Origin of the sequence: Streptomyces sp. NPDC126503 (assembly GCF_040302405.1) — a bacterium.
Classification (GTDB): domain Bacteria; phylum Actinomycetota; class Actinomycetes; order Streptomycetales; family Streptomycetaceae; genus Streptomyces; species Streptomyces gulbargensis.
This window is the reverse complement of record NZ_JBEORS010000017.1, coordinates 96,499-116,782: the sequence shown is the minus strand read 5'-3', so window position 1 is coordinate 116,782 and position 20,284 is coordinate 96,499. Positions and strand designations below refer to the sequence as shown.

18 protein-coding genes and 5 tRNA genes are annotated in these 20,284 nt (G+C 74.2%); 14 read left to right on the top strand and 9 right to left on the bottom strand.

The annotated features are described in order from the left end of the window. Positions 1–62: 62 nt before the first annotated feature. Positions 63–734 carry a lysophospholipid acyltransferase family protein gene (locus ABTY40_RS22085; protein WP_309055250.1) on the bottom strand — a complete coding sequence of 224 codons (672 nt, stop codon included), beginning with the start codon at positions 732–734 and terminating at the stop codon, positions 63–65. A gap of 218 nt (positions 735–952) precedes the next feature. On the opposite strand from ABTY40_RS22085, the gene ABTY40_RS22080 reads away from it, so the two are divergent. From ABTY40_RS22080 to ABTY40_RS22070, 3 genes are all read left to right on the top strand, one after another. Beyond that, positions 953–2,137 carry a glycerophosphodiester phosphodiesterase gene (locus tag ABTY40_RS22080; RefSeq protein ID WP_352061099.1) on the top strand — a complete coding sequence of 395 codons (1,185 nt, stop codon included), beginning with the start codon at positions 953–955 and terminating at the stop codon, positions 2,135–2,137. Between the two features lie 116 nt (positions 2,138–2,253). Next, the gene (locus ABTY40_RS22075; protein WP_352061098.1) at positions 2,254–2,799 is read left to right on the top strand and encodes a sigma-70 RNA polymerase sigma factor region 4 domain-containing protein; all 546 of its coding nucleotides are present in this window, start codon (positions 2,254–2,256) and stop codon (positions 2,797–2,799) included. A 37-nt stretch (positions 2,800–2,836) separates the two neighbouring features. After that, positions 2,837–3,328, top strand: coding sequence for a GNAT family N-acetyltransferase (locus tag ABTY40_RS22070; RefSeq protein ID WP_352061097.1), 492 nt, complete (start codon positions 2,837–2,839; stop codon positions 3,326–3,328). 82 nt (positions 3,329–3,410) lie between these two features. Here ABTY40_RS22070 and ABTY40_RS22065 read toward each other — a convergent pair whose 3' ends face one another. Both ABTY40_RS22065 and ABTY40_RS22060 read right to left on the bottom strand, forming a co-directional pair. Then, positions 3,411–3,845: a hypothetical protein gene (locus tag ABTY40_RS22065; protein ID WP_345282305.1), complete on the bottom strand. Its 435-nt coding sequence runs from the start codon at positions 3,843–3,845 to the stop codon at positions 3,411–3,413. Positions 3,846–3,847: 2 nt separating this feature from the next. Continuing rightward, positions 3,848–4,210, bottom strand: a complete 363-nt coding sequence (locus ABTY40_RS22060) for a hypothetical protein (protein ID WP_309051336.1) — start codon at positions 4,208–4,210, stop codon at positions 3,848–3,850. A gap of 545 nt (positions 4,211–4,755) precedes the next feature. Here ABTY40_RS22060 and ABTY40_RS22055 point away from each other — a divergent pair. The 8 genes from ABTY40_RS22055 (at position 4,756) to ABTY40_RS22020 (ending at position 16,158) form a co-directional block, all read left to right on the top strand. Then, complete coding sequence (locus tag ABTY40_RS22055) at positions 4,756–5,826, top strand: methionine ABC transporter ATP-binding protein (protein ID WP_352061095.1); 1,071 nt, start codon at positions 4,756–4,758, stop codon at positions 5,824–5,826. Beyond that, entirely contained in the window at positions 5,823–6,491 is a 669-nt protein-coding gene (locus ABTY40_RS22050; protein WP_309051334.1) for a methionine ABC transporter permease, read from the top strand. The genes ABTY40_RS22055 and ABTY40_RS22050 overlap by 4 nt, the downstream gene beginning before the upstream one ends. Positions 6,492–6,584: 93 nt before the next feature. Then, complete coding sequence (locus tag ABTY40_RS22045) at positions 6,585–7,439, top strand: MetQ/NlpA family ABC transporter substrate-binding protein (protein ID WP_352061093.1); 855 nt, start codon at positions 6,585–6,587, stop codon at positions 7,437–7,439. Between the two features lie 167 nt (positions 7,440–7,606). Beyond that, positions 7,607–8,242 carry a GNAT family N-acetyltransferase gene (locus ABTY40_RS22040; protein ID WP_345282298.1) on the top strand — a complete coding sequence of 212 codons (636 nt, stop codon included), beginning with the start codon at positions 7,607–7,609 and terminating at the stop codon, positions 8,240–8,242. Between the two features lie 163 nt (positions 8,243–8,405). After that, a complete protein-coding gene (gene cbiE, locus ABTY40_RS22035) occupies positions 8,406–9,665 on the top strand; it encodes a precorrin-6y C5,15-methyltransferase (decarboxylating) subunit CbiE (RefSeq protein ID WP_352061091.1) in 1,260 nt (419 codons plus the stop codon). A 306-nt stretch (positions 9,666–9,971) separates the two neighbouring features. Beyond that, complete coding sequence (gene cobT, locus ABTY40_RS22030; protein ID WP_352061090.1) at positions 9,972–13,706, top strand: nicotinate-nucleotide--dimethylbenzimidazole phosphoribosyltransferase; 3,735 nt, start codon at positions 9,972–9,974, stop codon at positions 13,704–13,706. A 327-nt stretch (positions 13,707–14,033) separates the two neighbouring features. Beyond that, complete coding sequence (gene cobA, locus ABTY40_RS22025) at positions 14,034–15,284, top strand: uroporphyrinogen-III C-methyltransferase (protein ID WP_352061089.1); 1,251 nt, start codon at positions 14,034–14,036, stop codon at positions 15,282–15,284. 58 nt (positions 15,285–15,342) lie between these two features. After that, a complete protein-coding gene (locus ABTY40_RS22020; protein WP_352061088.1) occupies positions 15,343–16,158 on the top strand; it encodes a TrmH family RNA methyltransferase in 816 nt (271 codons plus the stop codon). Between the two features lie 37 nt (positions 16,159–16,195). Here ABTY40_RS22020 and ABTY40_RS22015 read toward each other — a convergent pair whose 3' ends face one another. Beyond that, positions 16,196–17,341: a serine/threonine-protein kinase gene (locus ABTY40_RS22015; protein ID WP_352061087.1), complete on the bottom strand. Its 1,146-nt coding sequence runs from the start codon at positions 17,339–17,341 to the stop codon at positions 16,196–16,198. Positions 17,342–17,871: 530 nt separating this feature from the next. Here ABTY40_RS22015 and ABTY40_RS22010 point away from each other — a divergent pair. The 3 genes from ABTY40_RS22010 to ABTY40_RS22000 all read left to right on the top strand — a co-directional run bounded on the left by ABTY40_RS22010 (position 17,872) and on the right by ABTY40_RS22000 (position 19,679). Beyond that, positions 17,872–18,039, top strand: a complete 168-nt coding sequence (locus ABTY40_RS22010; RefSeq protein ID WP_309053726.1) for a hypothetical protein — start codon at positions 17,872–17,874, stop codon at positions 18,037–18,039. 289 nt (positions 18,040–18,328) lie between these two features. Beyond that, positions 18,329–19,348: a phosphotransferase family protein gene (locus ABTY40_RS22005; protein ID WP_352061086.1), complete on the top strand. Its 1,020-nt coding sequence runs from the start codon at positions 18,329–18,331 to the stop codon at positions 19,346–19,348. A gap of 46 nt (positions 19,349–19,394) precedes the next feature. Beyond that, positions 19,395–19,679, top strand: coding sequence for a TFIIB-type zinc ribbon-containing protein (locus ABTY40_RS22000; protein WP_352061085.1), 285 nt, complete (start codon positions 19,395–19,397; stop codon positions 19,677–19,679). A gap of 51 nt (positions 19,680–19,730) precedes the next feature. Here ABTY40_RS22000 and ABTY40_RS21995 read toward each other — a convergent pair. From ABTY40_RS21995 to ABTY40_RS21975, 5 genes are all read right to left on the bottom strand, one after another. Beyond that, positions 19,731–19,805, bottom strand: a tRNA-Val gene (locus ABTY40_RS21995). A 29-nt stretch (positions 19,806–19,834) separates the two neighbouring features. After that, positions 19,835–19,906, bottom strand: a tRNA-Val gene (locus ABTY40_RS21990). Positions 19,907–19,940: 34 nt separating this feature from the next. Further along, positions 19,941–20,012 (bottom strand) — tRNA-Val (locus ABTY40_RS21985). Position 20,013: 1 nt separating this feature from the next. After that, positions 20,014–20,087, bottom strand: a tRNA-Cys gene (locus ABTY40_RS21980). Between the two features lie 40 nt (positions 20,088–20,127). Then, a tRNA-Gly gene (locus ABTY40_RS21975) sits at positions 20,128–20,200 on the bottom strand. Between the last annotated feature and the right edge of the window lie 84 nt (positions 20,201–20,284).

The following is a 20,284-nucleotide window of genomic DNA, read 5'->3' as shown; positions in this document are numbered from 1 at the left end:
CCGGAACGCACGGTGCCCCGTACGGCTTTCGCCGTACGGGGCACCGCTGCCGTCCGCGCGCGTTACGCGGCCTTCGCCTTGGTGGCGTACATGTCCACGTACTCCTGACCCGACAGGCGCATGACCTCCGCCATCACGGAGTCCGTCACCGCCCGCAGCACGTACCGGTCGCGGTCCATGCCCTCGTACCGGGAGAACTCCATCGCCTCGCCGAAGCGCACCGTGACCCGGCCCGGCCGGGGGAAGCCCGCGCCGCCCGGCTGGATCTTGTCGGTGCCGATCATCGCGAACGGCACCACCGGCGCCCCCGTCATCAGGGTCAGCCGCGCGATGCCCGTACGGCCCCGGTACAGGCGGCCGTCGGGGGAGCGGGTGCCCTCCGGGTAGATCGAGAAGATCTTGCCCTCCTCCAGGACCCGGCGGCCGGTCATCAGCGCCGCCACCCCGCCGCGCCCGCCGTCCCGGTCCACCGGGATCATGCCGACGCTGGTGAAGAACCACGCCATCGCGCGGCCCTTGAGGCCCTTGCCCGTCACGTACTCGTCCTTGCCGATGAAGAAGACCTGACGCTCCAGGCAGATCGGCATGATCATCGAGTCGATGAAGGTGAGGTGGTTGCCGGCCAGGATCACGGGCCCGGTGCCGGGGATGTTCTCCGCCCCCTCCACGCGGGGGCGGAACATCAGGCGCATGACCGGCCCGAGCACTGCCTTGATGATCGCGAGACGGGACAACGGTTCCTCCGGGTGGGACGCGGGTCAGCGGGCCGACGGTGCAGCTGGCGACGATACTCGCGGGTCACCACCGTGCGCACATCGGGTTCACCGGTTGGATACACAGTGTTGACGTGAGTTTCCGCCATGTTCGACCTGGGTCTGCCGTCCGTAGGGGCTCCCTGCCTACGGTCGGGGACACCGCCGACACGTGCGGGACATCACACAGGAGGTACTTCATGACTCAGGGCGCGCGCCCGACCCCGGCACGGCGGACGGTCCTCGGAGCGGTGGGGGCGGCCGCCCTCGGCGCTTCCACGGCGCTGACGGCCGCCGGCACCGCGCAGGCCGACGACCGGGGCCCCCGCCCCGGCCGTGACCACGGGCCCGGCCGGGGCCGCGGCTACCGCTCCCTGCCCGTCCCCACCGTGATCGCCCACCGGGGCGCCAGCGGCTACCGCCCCGAACACACCCTCGGCTCCTACCAGTTGGCCCTCGACCTCGGCGCCGACGTCATCGAACAGGACCTCGTCCCCACCAAGGACGGGCACCTCGTCTGCCGCCACGAGAACGACATCACCGGCACCACCGACGTCGCCGACCACCCCGAGTTCGCCTCCCGCAGGACCACCAAGGACGTCGACGGCACCACCCTCACCGGCTGGTTCACCGAGGACTTCACGCTCGCCGAGCTCAAGACGCTCCGCGCCAAGGAGCGCATCCCCGGCACGCGCCAGGAGAACACCCTCTACGACCGCCGCTGGACCGTCCCCACCTTCGAGGAGGTGCTGCGCTGGGCCGAGACGGAGGGCCGCCGCCGGGGACGGGAGATCTGGCTCCACGTCGAGACCAAGCACCCCACGTACTTCCGCGGCCTCGGCCTCGGCCTGGAGGAACGTCTCGCCGTCCTCCTGCGCCGGTACGGACGCCACCGCGCCGACTCGCCGACCTTCCTGCAGTCCTTCGAGCCCACCAGCATGCGGCGCATGGCGAAGCTCGTCGCCACCCCGCGTGTCGTCCTGCTCTGGACCCCCGACGACCGCCCGTGGGACTTCCGGCAGTCGGGCGACCCCCGTACCGTCGCCGACCTCGTCACCCCTGAGGGCCTCGCCTGGATCGCCTCCTTCGCCCAGGGCATCGGCCCGCTCCTCGACCTCGTCATACCCAAGGACGCGGACGGCAGGCTCGGCGAGCCGACCACCCTCGTGCGCGACGCCCACGCCCGTGGCCTGATCCTCCACCCGTACACCCACCGCAACGAGAACGCCTTCCTCCCGGCCGACTTCCGCCGCGGCACCGACCCCGCCGCCTACGGCGACTCCTTCGGCGCCCTCAAGCGCTACCTGGAGACCGGGATCGACGGGATCTTCTCCGACAACCCCGACACGGCCCTCCTCGCCGCCGCCGACGCCGGACGGCGCTGACACCGGGGGCGCGGTCCTCGGGGGTACGGGCGCGCCGGCCGCGGCCCGTACCCCCGCCCGGGTGGTTTACCGCCCGGTGCGCAACCGGCCCCCCGCCCGGCCGCATCGTGCCGGGCATGACTCCCCCCACCTCGCCCGAAGCCCTGCTCCGCACCCTCACCCCGCTCCTCGCCGCCGAGTCCGAGGCGGAGGCCGCGGCCGCCGGCGTCGAACCGGGCGACCTCGAACAGGCCGTGTGGCTCCGGCTCCTGGAACGCATCCGGGACGACGGCGCCCCCGAACGCCCCGCCGAATGGCTGCGCCGGGCCGTCCGCGCCGAGGCCCGCCGCTGCCGCCGCGCCGCCCTGCGCGAGCGGCCCTACCGGGACGACCCCGCTTCCGGCCCGCACGGCGGCGAGGCGGCGGACTCCCCGGAGGCCTCCGCACTCGACGCCGAACGGCGCCGCACCATCCGCGCCGCCGTCACCCGGACGCCCGGCCGCTGCCCCCGGCTGCTGGCCGCGATGCTCGACCCCGCCGACCCCACCTACCGGGAAATCGCAGGAGCGTTGGGTATGTCACAAGGAAGTCTGGGGCCGATGCGTTCCCGTTGCCTGGGATGCCTGCGCAGAATGCTCGCTGCGGAGGTTCCCGTCCCCGGCCGGAGGGGAAGGGTGCGGTAAACCGTCGGTGGACCAGATGAGCGGGAGGCGTGCACACATGGGCATGAGTGTGACCATCTCAAGCGCGGACGCGCAGGACGCGGAGCACATCCTGAAGCTGCAGTACCTCTGCTACCAGAGCGAGGCGGAGCTGTACGGGGACTGGTCCATCGAACCGCTCACCCAGTCGCTCGACGCCCTGCGCGCCGAACTGGCCGAGGGGCACGGCCTCGTGGCCCGGCTCGGCGACGAGATCGTCGCCTCCGTGCGGGGCGTCGCCGACGAGGACGGCACGGTACGGATCACCAGGCTGATGGTCCACCCCCGGCTGCGCCGGCACGGCCTCGGCGGCCGGCTCCTCGACGCCATCGAGCAGCACTTCGCGACGACCGGCCGCCCCGAGGTCCCGTCCGCCAAGCGCTTCCGGCTCGACACGGGCCACCGCAGCGAGGGCAACCTGCGGCTCTACCGGAGGAAGGGGTACGAGCGGGTCGCCACCCGCGCGCTCGGTCCCCGGCTCACCCTGGTGACCCTGGAGAAGGCCGCCTGACTTACCGGAAGACCGCCGGGCCGCCCCGCGCGAAGACGGTGGCCCCGTGACGCCGTGGCGCCGGTGGACGCATGACGCCGCCTCAGGCTGCGCGGGACCGCCGCAGCCACCAGATCCCGGTCAGCGGCAGCAGCACCGGGATGAAGACGTAGCCGTAGCCGAACTCCGACCAGACCGTGGAGTCGGGGAAGGCGGACGGTTCGAGCAGCGTCCAGGTCCCCACGACCAGGACACCGGCCAGCTCGGCGGCGCAGCACACCAGCGCCGCCCTGCGGGCCGTCTCGCCGCCGCGCACCAGGGTGTACGTGATGAAGACGTACACGACCGCCGCCACGGCCGAGAGCGAGTAGGCCAGCGGTGCCTGGTCGAACTTCGCGGCGATCTCGTACACCGAGCGGGAGGCCGCGCCCACCGACATCACGCCGTACAGCCAGACCACCAGCATGCCGGGACCGGACACCAGCCGGGTCCGCCCGCCGCCGGCCGCCGTCTCCCGCGCTTCCCGGGTCCCGCCCATGATCAGCCCACCGTCCAGATGTCGTGGAGACGCACTTCGAGCACCGCGAGGACGACCGCGCCCGCCGCGACCGTCGCCGACCCCCACCGGCTGCGCTCGGCGAGCGACATGAACCCGGCCACCGGCACCGCGCACAGCGCCCCCAGCAGGTAGGCGACGAAGATGGTGGTGCCCTCCTCCGCCTTCTCGCCGCGCGCCAGCTGCACGATGCCCACGATCAGCTGGGCGAGGACCAGGAGGGTCACCACGGCCATGCCGATGAAGTGCCAGTCCTTGGTCGGCTGGTCCCGGTAGGCGGCGAAGCCGCACCAGGCGGCGAGGGCGAGCGCGGCCACACAGACCGCGACCGTCAGGGCGTCGAGCATGCGCCCGAGCGTATTACGGCCGGAATGGTCCGATGCGCGCGGCCCCCGGGCCGTGGCCTTGACCACATCCGGGGCCCCTCGCGGCCGGTTCCGCCGGCCGGCGCGCGGCCCGGCGGAGCCCGTACACCCCGGCCCTACGGGGCAGGAGCGGCGGACCGGCCCAGCGGCTCCGGCCGTCCGCGGGGCGTCTCACAGCTGTCCGGTATGCGGACAGGCTGCTTCCGTTCGCAGCCGCGCATGTTTTACTTGCAGACATGACCACGACGAGCAGCCGCACCCTTGCGACCGAGGCGAACACGACGCCCGGTGCTCGTTGTATGTGTCGAATGTGCGCCTTCTGAGGGCCCCCGCCGAGCCTCGCGCCCCGAAGCGAGACCCCGACGGCCAGCCGTTCCGCCGCCCACCGGCGCGGACCGTGCCTGCCCCGCGCACCGCTGCCCCGGCCACCGCCGGAGCCGCCTCCCGTGCGCCTGACTGTCCGAAATGACGAATGCCCCGTGCACGGCGGACCCCGCGTCGCGCACTCGACAGTGACGGAAACCCCTGTGATCACCACTTCGGGCCTGACCAAGGTCTACGAGTCGCGCGGCCGCCAGGTCACCGCTCTGGACGGCGTCGACCTCCACGTCCGCGAAGGAGAGGTCTACGGCGTCATCGGCCAGAGCGGCGCCGGCAAGTCCTCGCTCATCCGCTGCGTCAACCTCCTGGAGCGTCCCACCTCCGGCACCGTGACGGTCGACGGCGTCGACCTCACCGCCCTCGTCGGCCGCAGCCGCCGCGCCGGCAAGGACCTGCGCCGGGCCCGCAGCCGGATCGGCATGGTCTTCCAGCACTTCAACCTGCTGTCCTCGCGCACGGTCAAGGACAACATCGAACTCCCCCTGGAGATCCTCGGCGTCTCCGGCGCCGAGCGCTCCCGCCGCGCCCTCGAACTCCTCGACCTCGTCGGCCTCGCCGACAAGGCGAAGGCCTACCCCGGACAGCTCTCCGGCGGCCAGAAGCAGCGCGTCGGCATCGCCCGCGCCCTCGCCGGCAACCCGAAGGTGCTCCTCTCCGACGAGGCCACCAGCGCCCTCGACCCCGAGACCACCCGCTCCATCCTCCAGCTGCTCCGCGACCTCAACCGGCAGCTCGGCCTCACCGTCCTCCTCATCACGCACGAGATGGACGTCGTCAAGACGATCTGCGACTCGGCCGCCCTCATGCAGCGGGGCCGGATCGTGGAGTCCGGCACCGTGAGCGAACTGCTCGCCACCCCCGGCTCCCAGCTGGCGGCCGAGCTGTTCCCGGTCAGCGGCCACTCCACCGGCCCCGACCGCACGGTCGTGGACGTCACCTTCCACGGCGAGGCCGCCACCCGGCCGGTCATCTCCCAGCTGTCCCGGACCTACAACATCGACATCTCGATCCTCGGGGCGGCGATGGACACCGTGGGCGGCAGGCAGATCGGCCGGATGCGGATCGAACTGCCCGGACGGTACGAGGAGAACGTGGTCCCGGTCGGCTTCCTTCGCGAGCAGGGCCTCCAGGTCGAGATCGTCGAGGAACAGCCGGAACAGGCGGAACACGGCGAGGCCGCCGGAACGCCGCTGCTGGTCAAGGAAGGTGCCAAGTGACCTGGGAAGAGATGCGGCCCCTGCTGGAGCAGGGCACCGTCGACACCCTCTACATGGTCCTCTGGGCCACCGTCGTCACCGTGCTGGGCGGCCTGCCGCTCGGCATCCTGCTCGTCCTCACCGACAAGGGCGGACTGCTGCAGAACCGGCCGGTGAACAAGATCGTCGGCGCGATCGTGAACATCGGGCGCTCCCTGCCGTTCATCATCCTGCTGATCGCCCTGATCCCCTTCACCACCTTCGTCGTCGGCACCTTCATCGGCCCGACCGCGATGATCGTGCCGCTCGCCATCGGCGCCATCCCCTTCTTCGCGCGCCTCGTCGAGACGGCCGTCCGCGAGGTCGACCACGGACTCGTCGAAGCCGTCCAGGCCATGGGCGGCGGCATCCCCACCATCGTCCGCAAGGTGCTCCTGCCGCAGGCCCTGCCCTCGCTCGTCTCCGCCGTCACCACCACGGTGATCGTGCTCATCGGCTACTCCGCGATGGCGGGCGCGGTGGGCGGCGAAGGCCTCGGATCCAAGGCCGTCACCTACGGGTACCAGCGCTTCGACACCACCTTCATGCTGGTCACCGTCGTCGTCCTGGTGGTCCTCGTGACCGTCGTCCAGCTCATCGGCGACGGAGTCGTACGGCTCCTCGCCCGCCGCGGCCGCACCGCCTGACCGCGACCGGCCCCCTCAAGGCTTCGTCCACCGAAGAACAGCCCGGACTTGTTGTCCAGGCGTCCACCGCTCCACCCGAAAGAGGCACTCTTCGTGCGTAAGAACATCAAGCTCACCGCCGGCTTCGCCGCCACCACCGCCCTCGCCCTCGGCCTCACCGCCTGCGGCACCTCCTCGGACCCGTCCTCCTCCACGAGCGGCTCCGGCGACGCCTCCAAGGCCCTCGTCGTCGCGGCGTCCCCCACGCCCCACGGCGACATCCTCACCTTCGTCCAGAAGAACCTCGCCGAGAAGGCCGGCCTCAAGCTGGAGGTCCGCGAGTTCACGGACTACGTCCTGCCGAACACCGCCACCCAGTCCGGCCAGGTCGACGCCAACTTCTTCCAGCACAAGCCGTACCTGGACGACTTCAACCAGAAGAACAAGACCACCATCGTCCCCGTGGTCGACGTCCACCTGGAGCCGCTCGGCCTCTACTCCAAGAAGCTGAAGTCGGTGAAGGACATCAAGTCCGGCCAGACCGTCGCCGTGCCCAACGACACCACCAACGGCGGCCGCGCCCTCCAGCTCCTCGCCGACAACGGCCTGATCACCCTCAAGCCGGGCGTGGGCACCAACGCCAAGCTCTCCGACATCACCGACAAGAAGGGCCTGGAGTTCAAGGAGCTGGAGGCCGCCACCGTGCCCCGCGCCCTGAACGACGTGGACGCCGCCGTCATCAACGGCAACTACGCCCTCGAGGCCGACCTGCAGCCCGCCAAGGACGCCCTCGTCCTGGAGAAGGCCGACGGCAACCCGTACGCCAACTTCCTCGCCGTCAAGAAGGGCAACGAGAACGACGCGCGCGTGCAGAAGCTCGCGAAGCTCCTGAACTCGCCCGAGGTGAAGAAGTACATCGAGGACACCTACAAGGGCTCGGTCATCCCGGCCTTCGGCGCCGCCGAGTAACGCCCGCCGCGCAGGATTCCCGCGCGAAGGCCCCGCCCGCCCCACCGGCGCGCGGGGCCTTCGGCACGGCCCCCGCCACCCCGCACCCGGCCATGCGCACGCGCCGTCCCATGCTGCATGCTGTGCGTTCACGGTCTCAACGGACGGTCTTCGCTACGGAGCTGCGCATGACTACCACCTTTCCGGACATCTCCATCAGCACGGACCGGCTGGTGCTGCGCCCGTACGAAGAGGCCGACATCCCCGCCTTCGTCGAGATGATGAACGACGAACTCGTCGTCGCCTGGACCTCCGTTCCGCACCCCTACACCCGCTCCCACGCCGAGGACTGGGTGCGCAGGATCGCTCCTGCGGAACGAACCGAAGGCCACGGCATCGTCTTCGCCGTCACCGAGTTCCTCACCCAGCGCCTCGTCGGCACCGTCCACCTCCACAGCACCAACTGGCGCACCAAGGCCACCGAGGTCGCCTACGTCACCGCCCCCTGGGCCCGCGGCGAGGGCTACGCCACCGAGTCCGTCCTCGCCGTCGCCCAGTGGCTGTTCGGCGACCGCGGCTTCGAACGCCTCGAACTGCGCACCGCCGCCGACAACACCGCCTCCCAGCAGGTCGCGCAGAAGATCGGCTGCATCAGCGAGGGCGTCCTGCGCAACGCCTGGATAGCGCGGAGCCAGACCGAGGCCGGAGACTGGGCCGACATCCGGACCGACCTCATCGTCTGGAGCCTCCTCCCCGAGGATCTCGACGGCGTCGCCGAGCAGATGGCCGACGCCGGCTACTCCACCTTCGCCGACTGGAGCTGACCACCGGCCCTCCACCGGCCCGAGACGGCCGGCACGCGCCCCGGGCGGCGCGCCGGGTCCGCGTCCGTTCCGGGTACGCTCGACCCGCTCGGCACGCTTCCGCCGCGTTCGACCCGTGTCCGACCCGCGGCGACCCGCACACCACCCCAGGAGACAGACGACGATGGCCGACCGCGTCACCGTGATCGGCTGGGACGGCTCGCCGCTCACCTCGGCGGCCCGGTCCGCGCTCCGCGCCGCCACCCTCGTGGCCGGCGCCGCCCACCACCTCGTACTGCCGGACGTACCCCCCGGCGCCGAACGCGTCCGCCTCGGCAGCCTCGACCTCGCCGCCCGCCGCATCGCCGGCCACCGCGGCACCGCCGTCGTCCTCGCCGACGGCGACCCCGGATTCTTCGGCGTCGTCCGCACCCTGCGCGCCCCCGAGCACGGCCTGGAGGTGGAGGTCGTCCCCGCCGTCTCCTCCGTCGCCACCGCCTTCGCCCGCGCCGGCATGCCCTGGGACGACGCCAAGGTCGTCGTCGCCCACCAGCGCACCCTGCGCCGCGCCGTCAACGTCTGCCGCGCCCACCCCAAGGTCGCCGTCCTCACCTCGCCCGGCGCGGGCCCCGCCGAACTCGCCCTGCTCCTCGACGGCGTCCACCGCACCTTCGTCGTCTGCGAGGAACTCGGCACCGCCCGCGAGCAGGTCTCCGTCCTCACCTCCGACAAGGCCGCCGACCACAGCTGGCGCGACCCCAACGTCGTCCTCGTCATCGGCGGCGTCGCCGGCGGCACCCCCGGAGCCGCCGGCGCCCCCTGGCTCCTCGGCGAGGACCCGGCGGCCCGTACCGTACGGGGCTGGGGCCTGCCCGCCGAGGAGTACGGGCCCGGCGGCGCGCCCCGCACCCGGGCGGGCGAGGACCCGGCCCTGCGCGCCGCCCAGCTGGCCCGCCTCGGACCCCGCCCCGGTGACCTGGTCTGGGACATCGGCTGCGCCGGCGGTGCGTTCTCCGTCGAGGCGGCCCGTTTCGGCGCCGCCGTCATCGCCGTTGACCTCGACCCCGACGCCTGCGCCCGCACCACCGCGGCCGCCCGCCGCCACGGCGTCCCCCTCCAGACCGTGCACGGCCGGGCCCCGCACGTCCTGGAGAGCCTGCCCGAGCCGGACGTCGTCCGCGTCGGGGCCGGCGGCGTCCCCGTCGTCACCGCCTGCACCGACCGGCGCCCGGAACGCATCGTCGCCCACGCCTCCACCCGCGACGAGGCCGAGTCCGTCGGCACCGCCCTCACCGCCGGCGGTTACACCGTCGAGAGCCTCCTCCTCCAGACGGTCGGGCTCGACCCGGACGACTGGTCCGAGCGCGAGCGGTCGGTCGTCTTCCTGCTCTCCGGACGCCGCGTCGACCCGCCCGCGCACCGGGCCGGGCAGCCCCACCCCTGACCGCCCCGCCCCACCGGGCCAGGTAGGCTGGCGGATTGTTGTACCGCACCCGGACGTTCGGCGTTCTGTTCGTCAATGTCCTGAAACGCTGGCCCTTTTGGCCCGCTGATGTGGTACGGAGCAACGGGGGGACCGCGCGACGTGGCGCAGTCCACAGCGCACCGTGGCGGATCTCCCTGCCACGATGGCCGAGGGCCGCGACAATGCTTGGGTGTCCGCGCGTCCTCCGTGCCGCGCGACGCGGACGCTCGTTCTTGTCGACGGGCGAAGGTCTGAAGGAGCACAACCGATGGGCGAGGGGTACGCATGACGGACACCGGCCAGATCCCGGGCGAGGGGCTGCCGGAGAACGCAGGCATGGTCGAGCAGCCGGGCGTTCCCGCGCCGGCTGCGTACACCTACCTGGACCCCTCCGAGCACACAGCCGAGGACGACGACCTGCTCCTGATGCCGGGCACGCAGGGAGCCTGGAGCGAGCAGCCGCCGGGTGCCACGCCCGCTCCGCCGGTCGCCGTACCGCCCCCGCCCGCCGCACCCGTGGCGCCCGGCCACGAGGCACCGCACCAGGGCGCGCCGCAGCACGGCGTGCCCGCTCCGGAGGCCCCGCAGGCCGGCGACCCGGTGACCGACCCGTTCGCGGGCCCACTGCCGGACTCCGCCGTCCTCGCCGACCAGCTGACCGCCCCGGCGGCTGCCACCCCGCCGCAGGGCGTGCCGCTCCCGCCCCAGGGAGCCGGTACTCCCGCGCACGGCACCCCCGCGCACGGCACCCCCGCGCACGGCGTCCCCGCCGCGCCGCACGAGCAGCCGGTCGTCACCGACCACGGATACGAGCCCGGCATCCTCGACACCGGTGCCCACGAGGCCGCCGGCCGGGACACCGGCTCCGTCGACCTCGGCGGGGTCCGCGTCCCGCCGCCGGCCACCGCTCCGGGGCCGCAGCACGGCCGCCGCCCGCTGCACATGGGCCCGGTCGTGCCCGACGGCACCGGAGGCGTCGTCCGTTCCCTCGCCGACCGAGGCCCCGCCACGGCCCCCGCTCCCGCGCCGCAGCCCGCGCCGGCCCCGGCGCCCGAGCCGGTCGTGGCGACGGCGCCCGCGCCCATGCCCGTACGGAACCCGGGGCCGCCCACCACGGGTCCCGAGTACTTCGACATCGCGCAGGACCAGTCGCTCGGACAGGGCCGGCAGCTCGCCCCGCAGGGTGCCGAGCCGTGGCCGGCGCAGCCCCAGGCAACCGAAGTCCCCGAAGAAACGGTCGTTCCGCCGGCCGGCCGGTTCGTCCAGGTGGAGGGCACCGTCCCCACCGCCCCGCACCTGGCCCCGACGCCCGTCGCGGAGCCCGCCCCGGCCCCGGCCGAGGCGCCCGCGCCGCAGGAGGCTCCCGAGGCGTCCGAGGACGCGGCCGCCCTTCCCGCCGAGGCCCAGGCCGAGCCCCAGCCCCAGCCGGCCGCGGAGCCCGCGCCCGCACCCGAGGCCGTGGCCGAGCAGCCCGCCGTCGCGCAGCCGACCGTCCCCGCGCCGCGCGAGGGCGAGCCGGCCGCCGCACCCGCCGCCGAGGCCGTACCGGTCGCCGTTCCCGAGGAGGCCGCCGGAATGCCCGCCGAGGCCCCGGCCGCCGAGCCCGTTCCGGCGGAGGCCGGGCCGCTGCCCGCCGCCGAGGTGACCCGGGCGGAGCCGGCCGCGCAGCCCGTGGAGGCCCGTCCGGAACCCGAGGCGCTGCCGGCCGAGGCCGCCGCGCCCGTGGAGCCCGCCGAGGTCCCGCAGGCCGCCGAGGAGACGGCCGTCGCCCCCGCGCAGCCCGTCGAGGCCGCCGTCCAGCCGCTCCCCGAGGAGCAGGCGCCCGAGGCCCCGGTCGTCACCGAGGCCGCCGTGCCCGTCGAGCCCGTGCCCGAGGCCGCCGCCGAGCCCGCGCAGACCGAGGTCGTGCAGGCCGAGGAGGCGGCCCCCGTCGAGCCGGCCCCCGTGGAGGAGACCGCTCCGGCCGGCACGGTGGCCGAGCCCGTCGCCGAGGCCGTGCCCGTGGAGGTGACCGGAGAGCCGGAGATGCTCCCGGAGGCCGCCACGGAGGCCGGCACCCCGGAAGAGGCCCCGGCGGCCGAGCTCCCGCAGGCTCCGGAGGCCCCGCACGCCGCCGCCGAGGCCCCGGCCGAGGCCCTCGCACCCGACGCCCCCGCCGCCGACGAACCCGGCGAGCCCGCCGAGCCGACCGCACCGGTCGAGAGCGCGGAGCCCGTCACCGTCGCGCCCGCCGCCCAGGACGGAGCGCCGGCCGAGGACGCCGGGACCGCGCCGGCCGCCGAGGCCGGGCCCCCGGCCCCCGGCTACGACGAGGCCGAGCGCGAGGCCGTCCTGCGCGTGATGCGCGAGCGCCGCGACATCCGCAACGGCTTCCGCTCCGACCCGATCCCGCACGAGGTGCTGCTCCGCGTCCTGGAGGCCGCCCACACGGCCCCCAGCGTCGGCCACTCCCAGCCCTGGGACTTCGTCGTCATCCGCTCCGCCGAGACCCGGCAGACGATGCACGAACTCGCCCAGCGGCAGCGCGAGGCGTACGCGAACTCGCTGCCGAAGGCCCGGGCCAAGCAGTTCAAGGAACTGAAGATCGAGGCCATCCTCGACACCCCGGTGAACATCGTCGTGACCGCCGACCCCACCCGGGGCGGCCGCCACACCCTCGGCCGCTACACGCAGCCGCAGATGGCCCCCTACTCCTCGGCCCTCGCCGTCGAGAACCTCTGGCTCGCCGCCCGTGCCGAGGGCCTCGGCGTCGGCTGGGTCAGCTTCTTCGACGAGCGCGAGATGGTCCGCGCCCTCGGCCTGCCCGAGCACCTCGAAGTGGTCGCGTACCTCTGCGTCGGCTACGTCGACGAGTTCCCGGCCGAGCCCGAGCTGATGCAGGCGGGCTGGTCCAAGCGCCGCCCGCTGGCCTGGGTCGTCCACGAGGAGACGTACGGCCGCCGCGCCCTGCCCGGCGAGGAGCCGCACGACCTCCTCCAGGAGACCGTCGCCAACATCCGCCCGCTGGACGCCAAGGCGCTCGGCGAGGCCTGGGAGCGGCAGAAGCGGATGACCAAGCCGGCCGGCGCGCTCGGCATGCTGGAGATCATCTCCGCCCAGCTCTCCGGCCTCTCCCGGATGTGCCCGCCGCCGATCCCCGAGCCGGCCGCCGTCGCGATCTTCGCGGGCGACCACGGCGTCCACGCCCAGGGCGTCACCCCGTGGCCGCAGGAGGTCACCGGCCAGATGGTGGCCAACTTCCTCGGCGGGGGAGCGGTCTGCAACGCCTTCGCCAACCAGGTCGGCGCCGAGGTCTGCGTCATCGACGTGGGCGTCGCCGCCGAGCTCCCGGCCACCCCCGGCCTCCTGCCGCGCAAGGTCCGCCCGGGCACCGGCGACTTCACCACCGGCCTCGCGATGACCCGCGAGGAGGTGCTCGCGGCGATCGAGGTCGGCATCGAGACCGCCCGCGACCTCGTCGCCGCCGGCAACAAGGCGCTGCTCACCGGCGAGATGGGCATCGCGAACACCACCGCGTCCGCCGCGCTCATCTCGGTCTACACCGGTGTCGACCCCGCCGAGGTCACCGGCCGCGGCACCGGCATCAACGACGAGACCCACGCCCGCAAGGTGGACGTGGTCCGGCGCGCGCTCGACCTGCACCAGCCGGACCCGGCCGACCCCCTCGGCGTCCTCGCCGCGGTCGGCGGCCTGGAGCACGCCGCCCTCGTCGGCCTGATCCTGGGCGCGGCCTCGCTCCGTACCCCGGTCATCCTCGACGGCGTCTCCACCGGGGCGGCGGCCCTCGTCGCCCGGGCGATCGCGCCCGAGTCGCTCGCGGCCTGCATCGCCGGCCACCGCAGCGCCGAGCCGGGCCACGTGGCGGCCCTCAACAAGCTCGGCCTGCGTCCCCTGGTCGACCTGGACCTCCGCCTCGGCGAGGGCACCGGCGCGCTGCTCGCCCTGCCGCTGGTGCAGAGCGCGGCCCGCGCGATGCACGAGGTGGCCACCTTCGACTCGGCGGGCGTCACCGAGAAGTAGGGCCTTCCCGCACCGGCGCAGGAGCCCGACCCGGAACCCCGGGGCCGGGCTCCTGCGCCGCCCGGCCCCGGCCCGCACCACCGAAGCGGTCCCGCCCGGCCCCGGAGCCGGACAGGCCCGCACCACCCGGAGCCGTACCGCCTCCCCGTGCGTACGGCACCTCCCCGTACCACCGGGGCCTCCCGCGAGCCCCGAGGGACAAGGGTCACAGCGTGCCCGGCCCCCCTCACCGATATCGTGGGCACGGGCCCACCGCCCGTCCCACCAGCCGCTTCACCGCCGCAGCGGCCCCCTCATCCGCACGCCCCTCCGAGGAGCCGCCCGCACATGGCCGAGCACGCCGAGCACCCCGCGCACGCCGAGCACCCCGCCTACCCCGTCGGCCTGCGCCTCGCGGGCCGACGCGTCGTCGTCCTGGGCGGCGGCCAGGTCGCCCAGCGCCGGCTCCCCGCCCTCATCGCCGCCGGCGCCGACATCACCCTCGTCTCCCCGTCCGCGACCCCCTCGGTGGAGGCCATGGCCGAGGCCGGCGAGATCACCTGGGTCAAGCGGCGGTACGAGGACGGGGATCTCGCCGAGGCCTGGTACGCGCTCGTCGCCACCACCGACCCGGCCTCCAACGCCGCCGCCTCCGCCGAGGCCGAGCGCCGCCGGATCTGGTGCGTCCGCTCCGACGACGCCGAGGCCGCCAGCGCCTGGACCCCCGCCACCGGCCGCTGCGAGGGCGTGACCGTGGCCGTACTCACCGGCCACGACCCGCGCCGCTCGGCGGCCGTGCGCGACGCCGTGCTCGAAGGCCTCAGGGACGGTTCGATCGCGGCCCCCCAGCAGCGGGCCCGGACCCCCTTCGTCGCGCTCGTCGGCGGCGGCCCCGGCGACCCGGACCTCATCACCGTGCGCGGCCGGCGTCTGCTCGCCGAGGCGGACGTGGTGATCGCCGACCGCCTCGGCCCGCGCGACCTCCTGGACGAACTGCCCCCGCACGTCGAGGTGATCGACGCGGCGAAGATCCCGTACGGCCGTTTCATGGCCCAGGAGGCCATCAACCACGCGCTCATCGAGCACGCCAAGGCCGGAAAGTCCGTCGTTCGCCTCAAGGGCGGCGACCCGTTCGTCTTCGGCCGGGGCATGGAGGAGGCGCAGGCGCTCGCCGCCGAGGGCATCGCCTGCACGGTCGTCCCCGGCATCTCCAGCTCGATCTCGGTTCCCGGCGCGGCCGGCATCCCCGTCACCCACCGGGGCGTCGCCCACGAGTTCACCGTCGTCAGCGGGCATGTGGCTCCCGACGACCCGCGCTCGCTCGTCGACTGGGCCTCGCTCGCCAAGCTCACCGGCACCCTGGTGATCCTCATGGGCGTCGACAAGATCGGGAAGATCGCCGAGGCGCTCGTCGCCCATGGCAAGGACCCCGGCACCCCGCTCGCCCTGGTCCAGGAGGGCACCACCGCCGCCCAGCGCCGGGTCGACGCCACCCTCGCCACCGTGGCGGAGGTCGTCAGGACCGAGGACGTGCGCCCGCCCGCCGTCATCGTGATCGGCCCCGTCGTCGCGGAAGGCCCCGGCAGGCCGGTCCGCTGACCGGCGCCCGCCCCGCGCTCCTTTTGGCACTCCACCCCGGACAAGGCAGTATCACCCCGTGGCCGAACTCATCACCATCGACGATCCCGACGACCCGCGCCTGCGCGACTACACCGGGCTGACCGACGTCGAACTGCGGCGCCGCCGCGAGCCCGCCGAGGGCCTGTTCATCGCGGAGGGCGAGAAGGTCATCCGCCGGGCCCGGCAGGCGGGTTACGCGATGCGGTCGATGCTGCTCTCGGACAAGTGGGTCGACGCCATGCGCGACGTCATCGACGAGGACCCCGCGCCGGTGTACGCGATCCAGCCGGACCTCGCCGAGCGGGTCACGGGCTACCACGTGCACCGGGGCGCCCTCGCCTCCATGCAGCGCAAGCCGCTCCCGGGCGCCGCCGAACTCCTCGCCGGCGCCCGGCGGGTGGCCGTCATGGAGTCGGTCAACGACCACACCAACATCGGCGCCATCTTCCGCAGCGCCGCCGCCCTCGGCATGGACGCCGTCCTGCTCTCCCCGGACTGCGCGGACCCGCTCTACCGGCGCTCCGTCAAGGTCTCCATGGGCGCCGTCTTCTCCGTGCCGTACGCCCGCCTGGAGAACTGGCCCCGGAGCCTGGAGACCGTACGGGAGGCGGGCTTCAAGCTGCTCGCGCTCACCCCGGCGGAGCGGGCCACCGCGATCGACGAGGCGGCCCCGCACCGGCTCGACCGGGTGGCGCTGATGCTCGGCGCCGAGGGGGAGGGGCTGTCCCCCCAGGCCCTGCGGGCCGCCGACGAGTGGGTCCGCATCCCGATGGCCCACGGCGTGGACTCCCTCAACGTGGGCGCGGCGGCGGCCGTCGCCTTCTACGCGGTCACCTCGGGCCGCCCGGAGTAGCCCCCGGCCGGGTCGGACGCGATGTGCCGGATATCCCCTAGCCCTGGAGTGCCTGCGCGGCGGCGATCCCCAGGGCCACGACCAGCGTCACCACGACGAAGACGAAGAGGCGCTGGCGCAGCAGCCGCGGGTTGGCGGGGCGCCGGCCCGTGGACGTGGAGCGGGTCCCCGGCCTGGACTGAGGGTTGCGGGAACCACCGGTACGGGGCCCGCCCGAGGGCCGCGACGACGGCCCCGTCCCGCGCCCCCGCTCCGGGGACCGGCCCCGGGTGTCGCGCTCGGTGTACCGCTCGGTCGGCCGTACGTGGCTGCGCTCCTCGGCACGGTCCCGCTGCGCCGGCGGACGGGAGGCCGGCAGCCCCTGCGCCTCGCGGGCCGCGATCTCCTTCAGCCGCATCGACAGCTGCAGCGTGCTCGGGCGCTCCTCCGGGTCCTTCGCCAGACAGGCCCTGATCAGCGGCGCGAGGGCGTCCGGCACTCCCTGTAGCTGCGGCTCCTCGTGCACCACCCGGTAGAGCATGACCTCGGAACTGCCGTGCCCGAAGGGGGAGTCGGCCATCGCCGCGTACGCGAGGGTGGCGCCGAGCGAGAAGACGTCCGTGGCCGGGGTGACCGCCGCGCCGCGCACCTGCTCGGGTGCCAGGAAGCCGGGCGAGCCCACGGCGGTGCCGACATGGGTGAGCGTGCTGGCCCCGGTGGCCCACGCGATGCCGAAGTCGATGATGCGCGGGCCCTTGGGGGAGAGCAGGATGTTCGAGGGCTTCAGGTCCCGGTGCACCACACCGGCCTCGTGGACGGCGACCAGGCCCTCCGAGAGGGCGGCCCCGATCGCGGCCACGTCCGCCGCCCGCAGGGGGCCCTCCTCGGCGACCCGGTCGTGCAGCGACGGGCCGGGCACGTACTGGGTGGCGAACCACGGGCGCTCGGCCTCCAGATCGGCCGCCACCAGCCGGGCCGTGCACCCGCCGCGGATCCGCCGGGCCGCGGACACCTCACGGGCGAACCGCGACCGGAACTCCTGGTCCTCGGCGAGATCGGGTCGGATCACCTTCAGCGCCACACGCTGTCCGCGCCGGTCGGATCCGAGGTACACGACCCCCATCCCTCCGGCCCCCAGCCTGCGGTGGAGGCGGAACGACCCGACGATCCGCGGATCCTCGCGCCGGAGCCGCATCATCGCCATGTCCGTCCCCTCGTCCGTTCGACGTGGCACAGCTTACGTAGTGGCGCCCCCGCGTGCTCATAGGCCGCGCCCTCACACCCGGATCGATTGTCAGTGCTGAGGGGGACACCCCCCGGCGGTCCGTACCCGTCCTCCGCCAACCCCCGCTCCGCTCCCTTCACTTGACGCGCCGTCCGGACGGAGGGTGCGCGCTCGCGCCGGCCGCCGGAGCTCCTCGCGGGACGGCGGACGCGGGCCGGGACCGACGACGTGAGCGACGTCACCCCGCCGAGCCTCTTCGGCCACCCGGTGGCCGGTTCCGTATCTCCGCTCCGCACCCCTCGGGGAAGTCCCCGACATCTCCACCGCCGTCTCCACCCAGGGGAGTACGCCGGGGGTCCGGGCGTCATCCTCCGGGAGGCCCGCAAGTCGGTACGCGGGCATGACGACCCGCCGCTCCCGGCTCCCTAATGTTGAGGTCAAGCGGCGGGTGCGGCACTCGTCCCCCGAGGTCACGCACCCGCCGCGCCGGACACGACAGGAGAGGAACCATGGCCTACACGGCACCGCGGTCGACACCCCGCCCTTCGGGGCACCGTCACCCCCTGGTGGCCACCGCCATGGTCCTCCCTCTCGCGGCCCTGCTGGTGGTCGTCTTCGGCGGCTGGGAAGCGGTGGTCACACAGGCGTCGTCCGTGGGCGTGATGCTGGGGCGCTGAACGGCGCCCCGGACCCGGGAGAGCGGCCCGGGTCGGGGACATCCGGCCAACAGCCCCGTGGGGACGGGGGTGCGGCGGACGGCAACGCGAGGCCGGTCAGCTGGGGAGCTGACCGGCCCTCGCGCATTCCGGCCCTGTCCTCCGGTGGACGGCCCCCGCGCGCGGACCTCCGGTCAGGGCCCCGGGGACGCCCGGTCCGGCGGTCCCGTACGCCGTCCCCTCCCGACCGGCCCCGGACGCACCCCCCGGCCCCGGGCCGCCGGCGCGGCCCACCGCGTACGCTCCCCGCGTGGAGACCGCAGCCCCGAACCAGCCCGACGTGCCCGCGCGGCTCGCCGCCCTCGCCCGCGCCGCCGCGCACGGGACCGGTCGCCCCTGCGACTGCGCCGGGGGCCTGCTCCGGGTCCTCGCGGACCGGGCCGACGGCACCGTCGTACGCCACGGGGCGCTCGTGGCGAAGGCGCACGCCCCCGACACCGACCCGGAGGGGCACCGCGCCCGGATGGCGCTCGCCGCGCACCCGTCCGTCGCCGGGGTCTTCCTGCCGCCGCTCCCGGCCCCGCTCCCGCCGCCGGCGGGCTGCCGGGACGCGGGGAACGACGGCTCCGCCGCCGAGGTGGACGGCCGGCCCGTGACCGTCTGGCCCTACGGCCCGCCCGTGGACCCGGAGGACCCCGACGCCGCCCCCTGGGAGGAGGCGGCCCGGCTCCTGGCCCTGCTGCACCGCACGCCGCCGCCGGAAGCCCTTCCCGCGCCCCTCCCGGCCATGCGGGCCCCGGTGAAGGCCGCCCTCGCGGTGGACCGGATGCGCGGGACGGCACCGGACCACCCGGCCGCCGCGACGGTCCTGCGCGCCTGGCGGACGGTCCCGGGGGCCCGGCTCCGGCCCGCGCCCGGTGACCGGTTCCTGTGCCACGGCGACTTCCACCTCGGCCAGCTCGTCCGGGACGCCCGCGATCCGGTGCACCGCCCCTGGCGGCTCATCGACGTGGACGACGCGGGCCTCGGCGACCCCGCCTGGGACCTGGCCCGCCCCGCCGCCTGGTTCGCGGCCGGACTGCTGCCCTCCGGCGTCTGGTCCCGCTTCCTCGGCGCGTACCGGGAGGCGGGCGGACCCGCCGTCGGGGCCGACCCCTGGGACCGGCTGGACGTACCGGCCCGCGCCCTCACCGTCCAGACCGCCGCCCTCGCGCTCACCAAGTCATCGGCGGAGGGCCGGCCGCTCGACGAGGTGGAGGAGGTGATGATCGACACCTGCGCCCGCATCGCCGGGAACCGAACCGACCCCGCCCCACCTGCGTCCACGTAAGGTGAGGTCATCATTCGAACGGCAACGGCAGGGAGTTGAGCCGAGCATGCAGTGTCCCAAGTGTCATGCGGCCATGCACACGTACAACCGCAACGGTGTCCAGATCGAGCAGTGCAGCGGTTGCCGGGGGATCTTCCTGGACTACGGCGAGCTGGAGGCCCTGACCCGCCTGGAGGCCCAGTGGGTCCAGCAGGCCCCGCCCGCCCCGCCGGCCGCCTACCCGGCGCAGCCCGCCCCCGCCGCTCCCGCCTGGGGTGCCCCGCAGCACGGCGGCCACCACGGCGGTCACTACCGTCAGCGCGGCTTCGGACGGATGCTCTTCTCCTCCTGAGCGCACGAAGGAGCCCCCGGCCGCTGAGAGGCGGCCGGGGGCTCCTTCGGATGGTGCGCGATACTGGGATTGAACCAGTGACCTCTTCCGTGTCAGGGAAGCGCTCTCCCGCTGAGCTAATCGCGCGGGTGCACCCGCGAGTGCGGGGTACTGCGTGCGCGATACTGGGATTGAACCAGTGACCTCTTCCGTGTCAGGGAAGCGCTCTCCCGCTGAGCTAATCGCGCGGGGGATCCGAAGATCCAGGACCCGAAGATCCAGTGGACGATACTGGGATTGAACCAGTGACCTCTTCCGTGTCAGGGAAGCGCTCTCCCGCTGAGCTAATCGTCCTTGGAGGTGGAGACGGGATTTGAACCCGTGTAGACGGCTTTGCAGGCCGTTGCCTCGCCTCTCGGCCACTCCACCAGGAGTGTGATTACGGGGGTCGGGAAGATCCCCCACATCGAGCGGACGACGAGATTCGAACTCGCGACCCTCACCTTGGCAAGGTGATGCTCTACCAACTGAGCCACGTCCGCCTGTCGTTTCCGTTCCGCTTGCGCGTCCCGGCGACGTGTTGAACTCTAGCGGATTCCTGGGCCAGTACAAAAACGCGTTTCCGC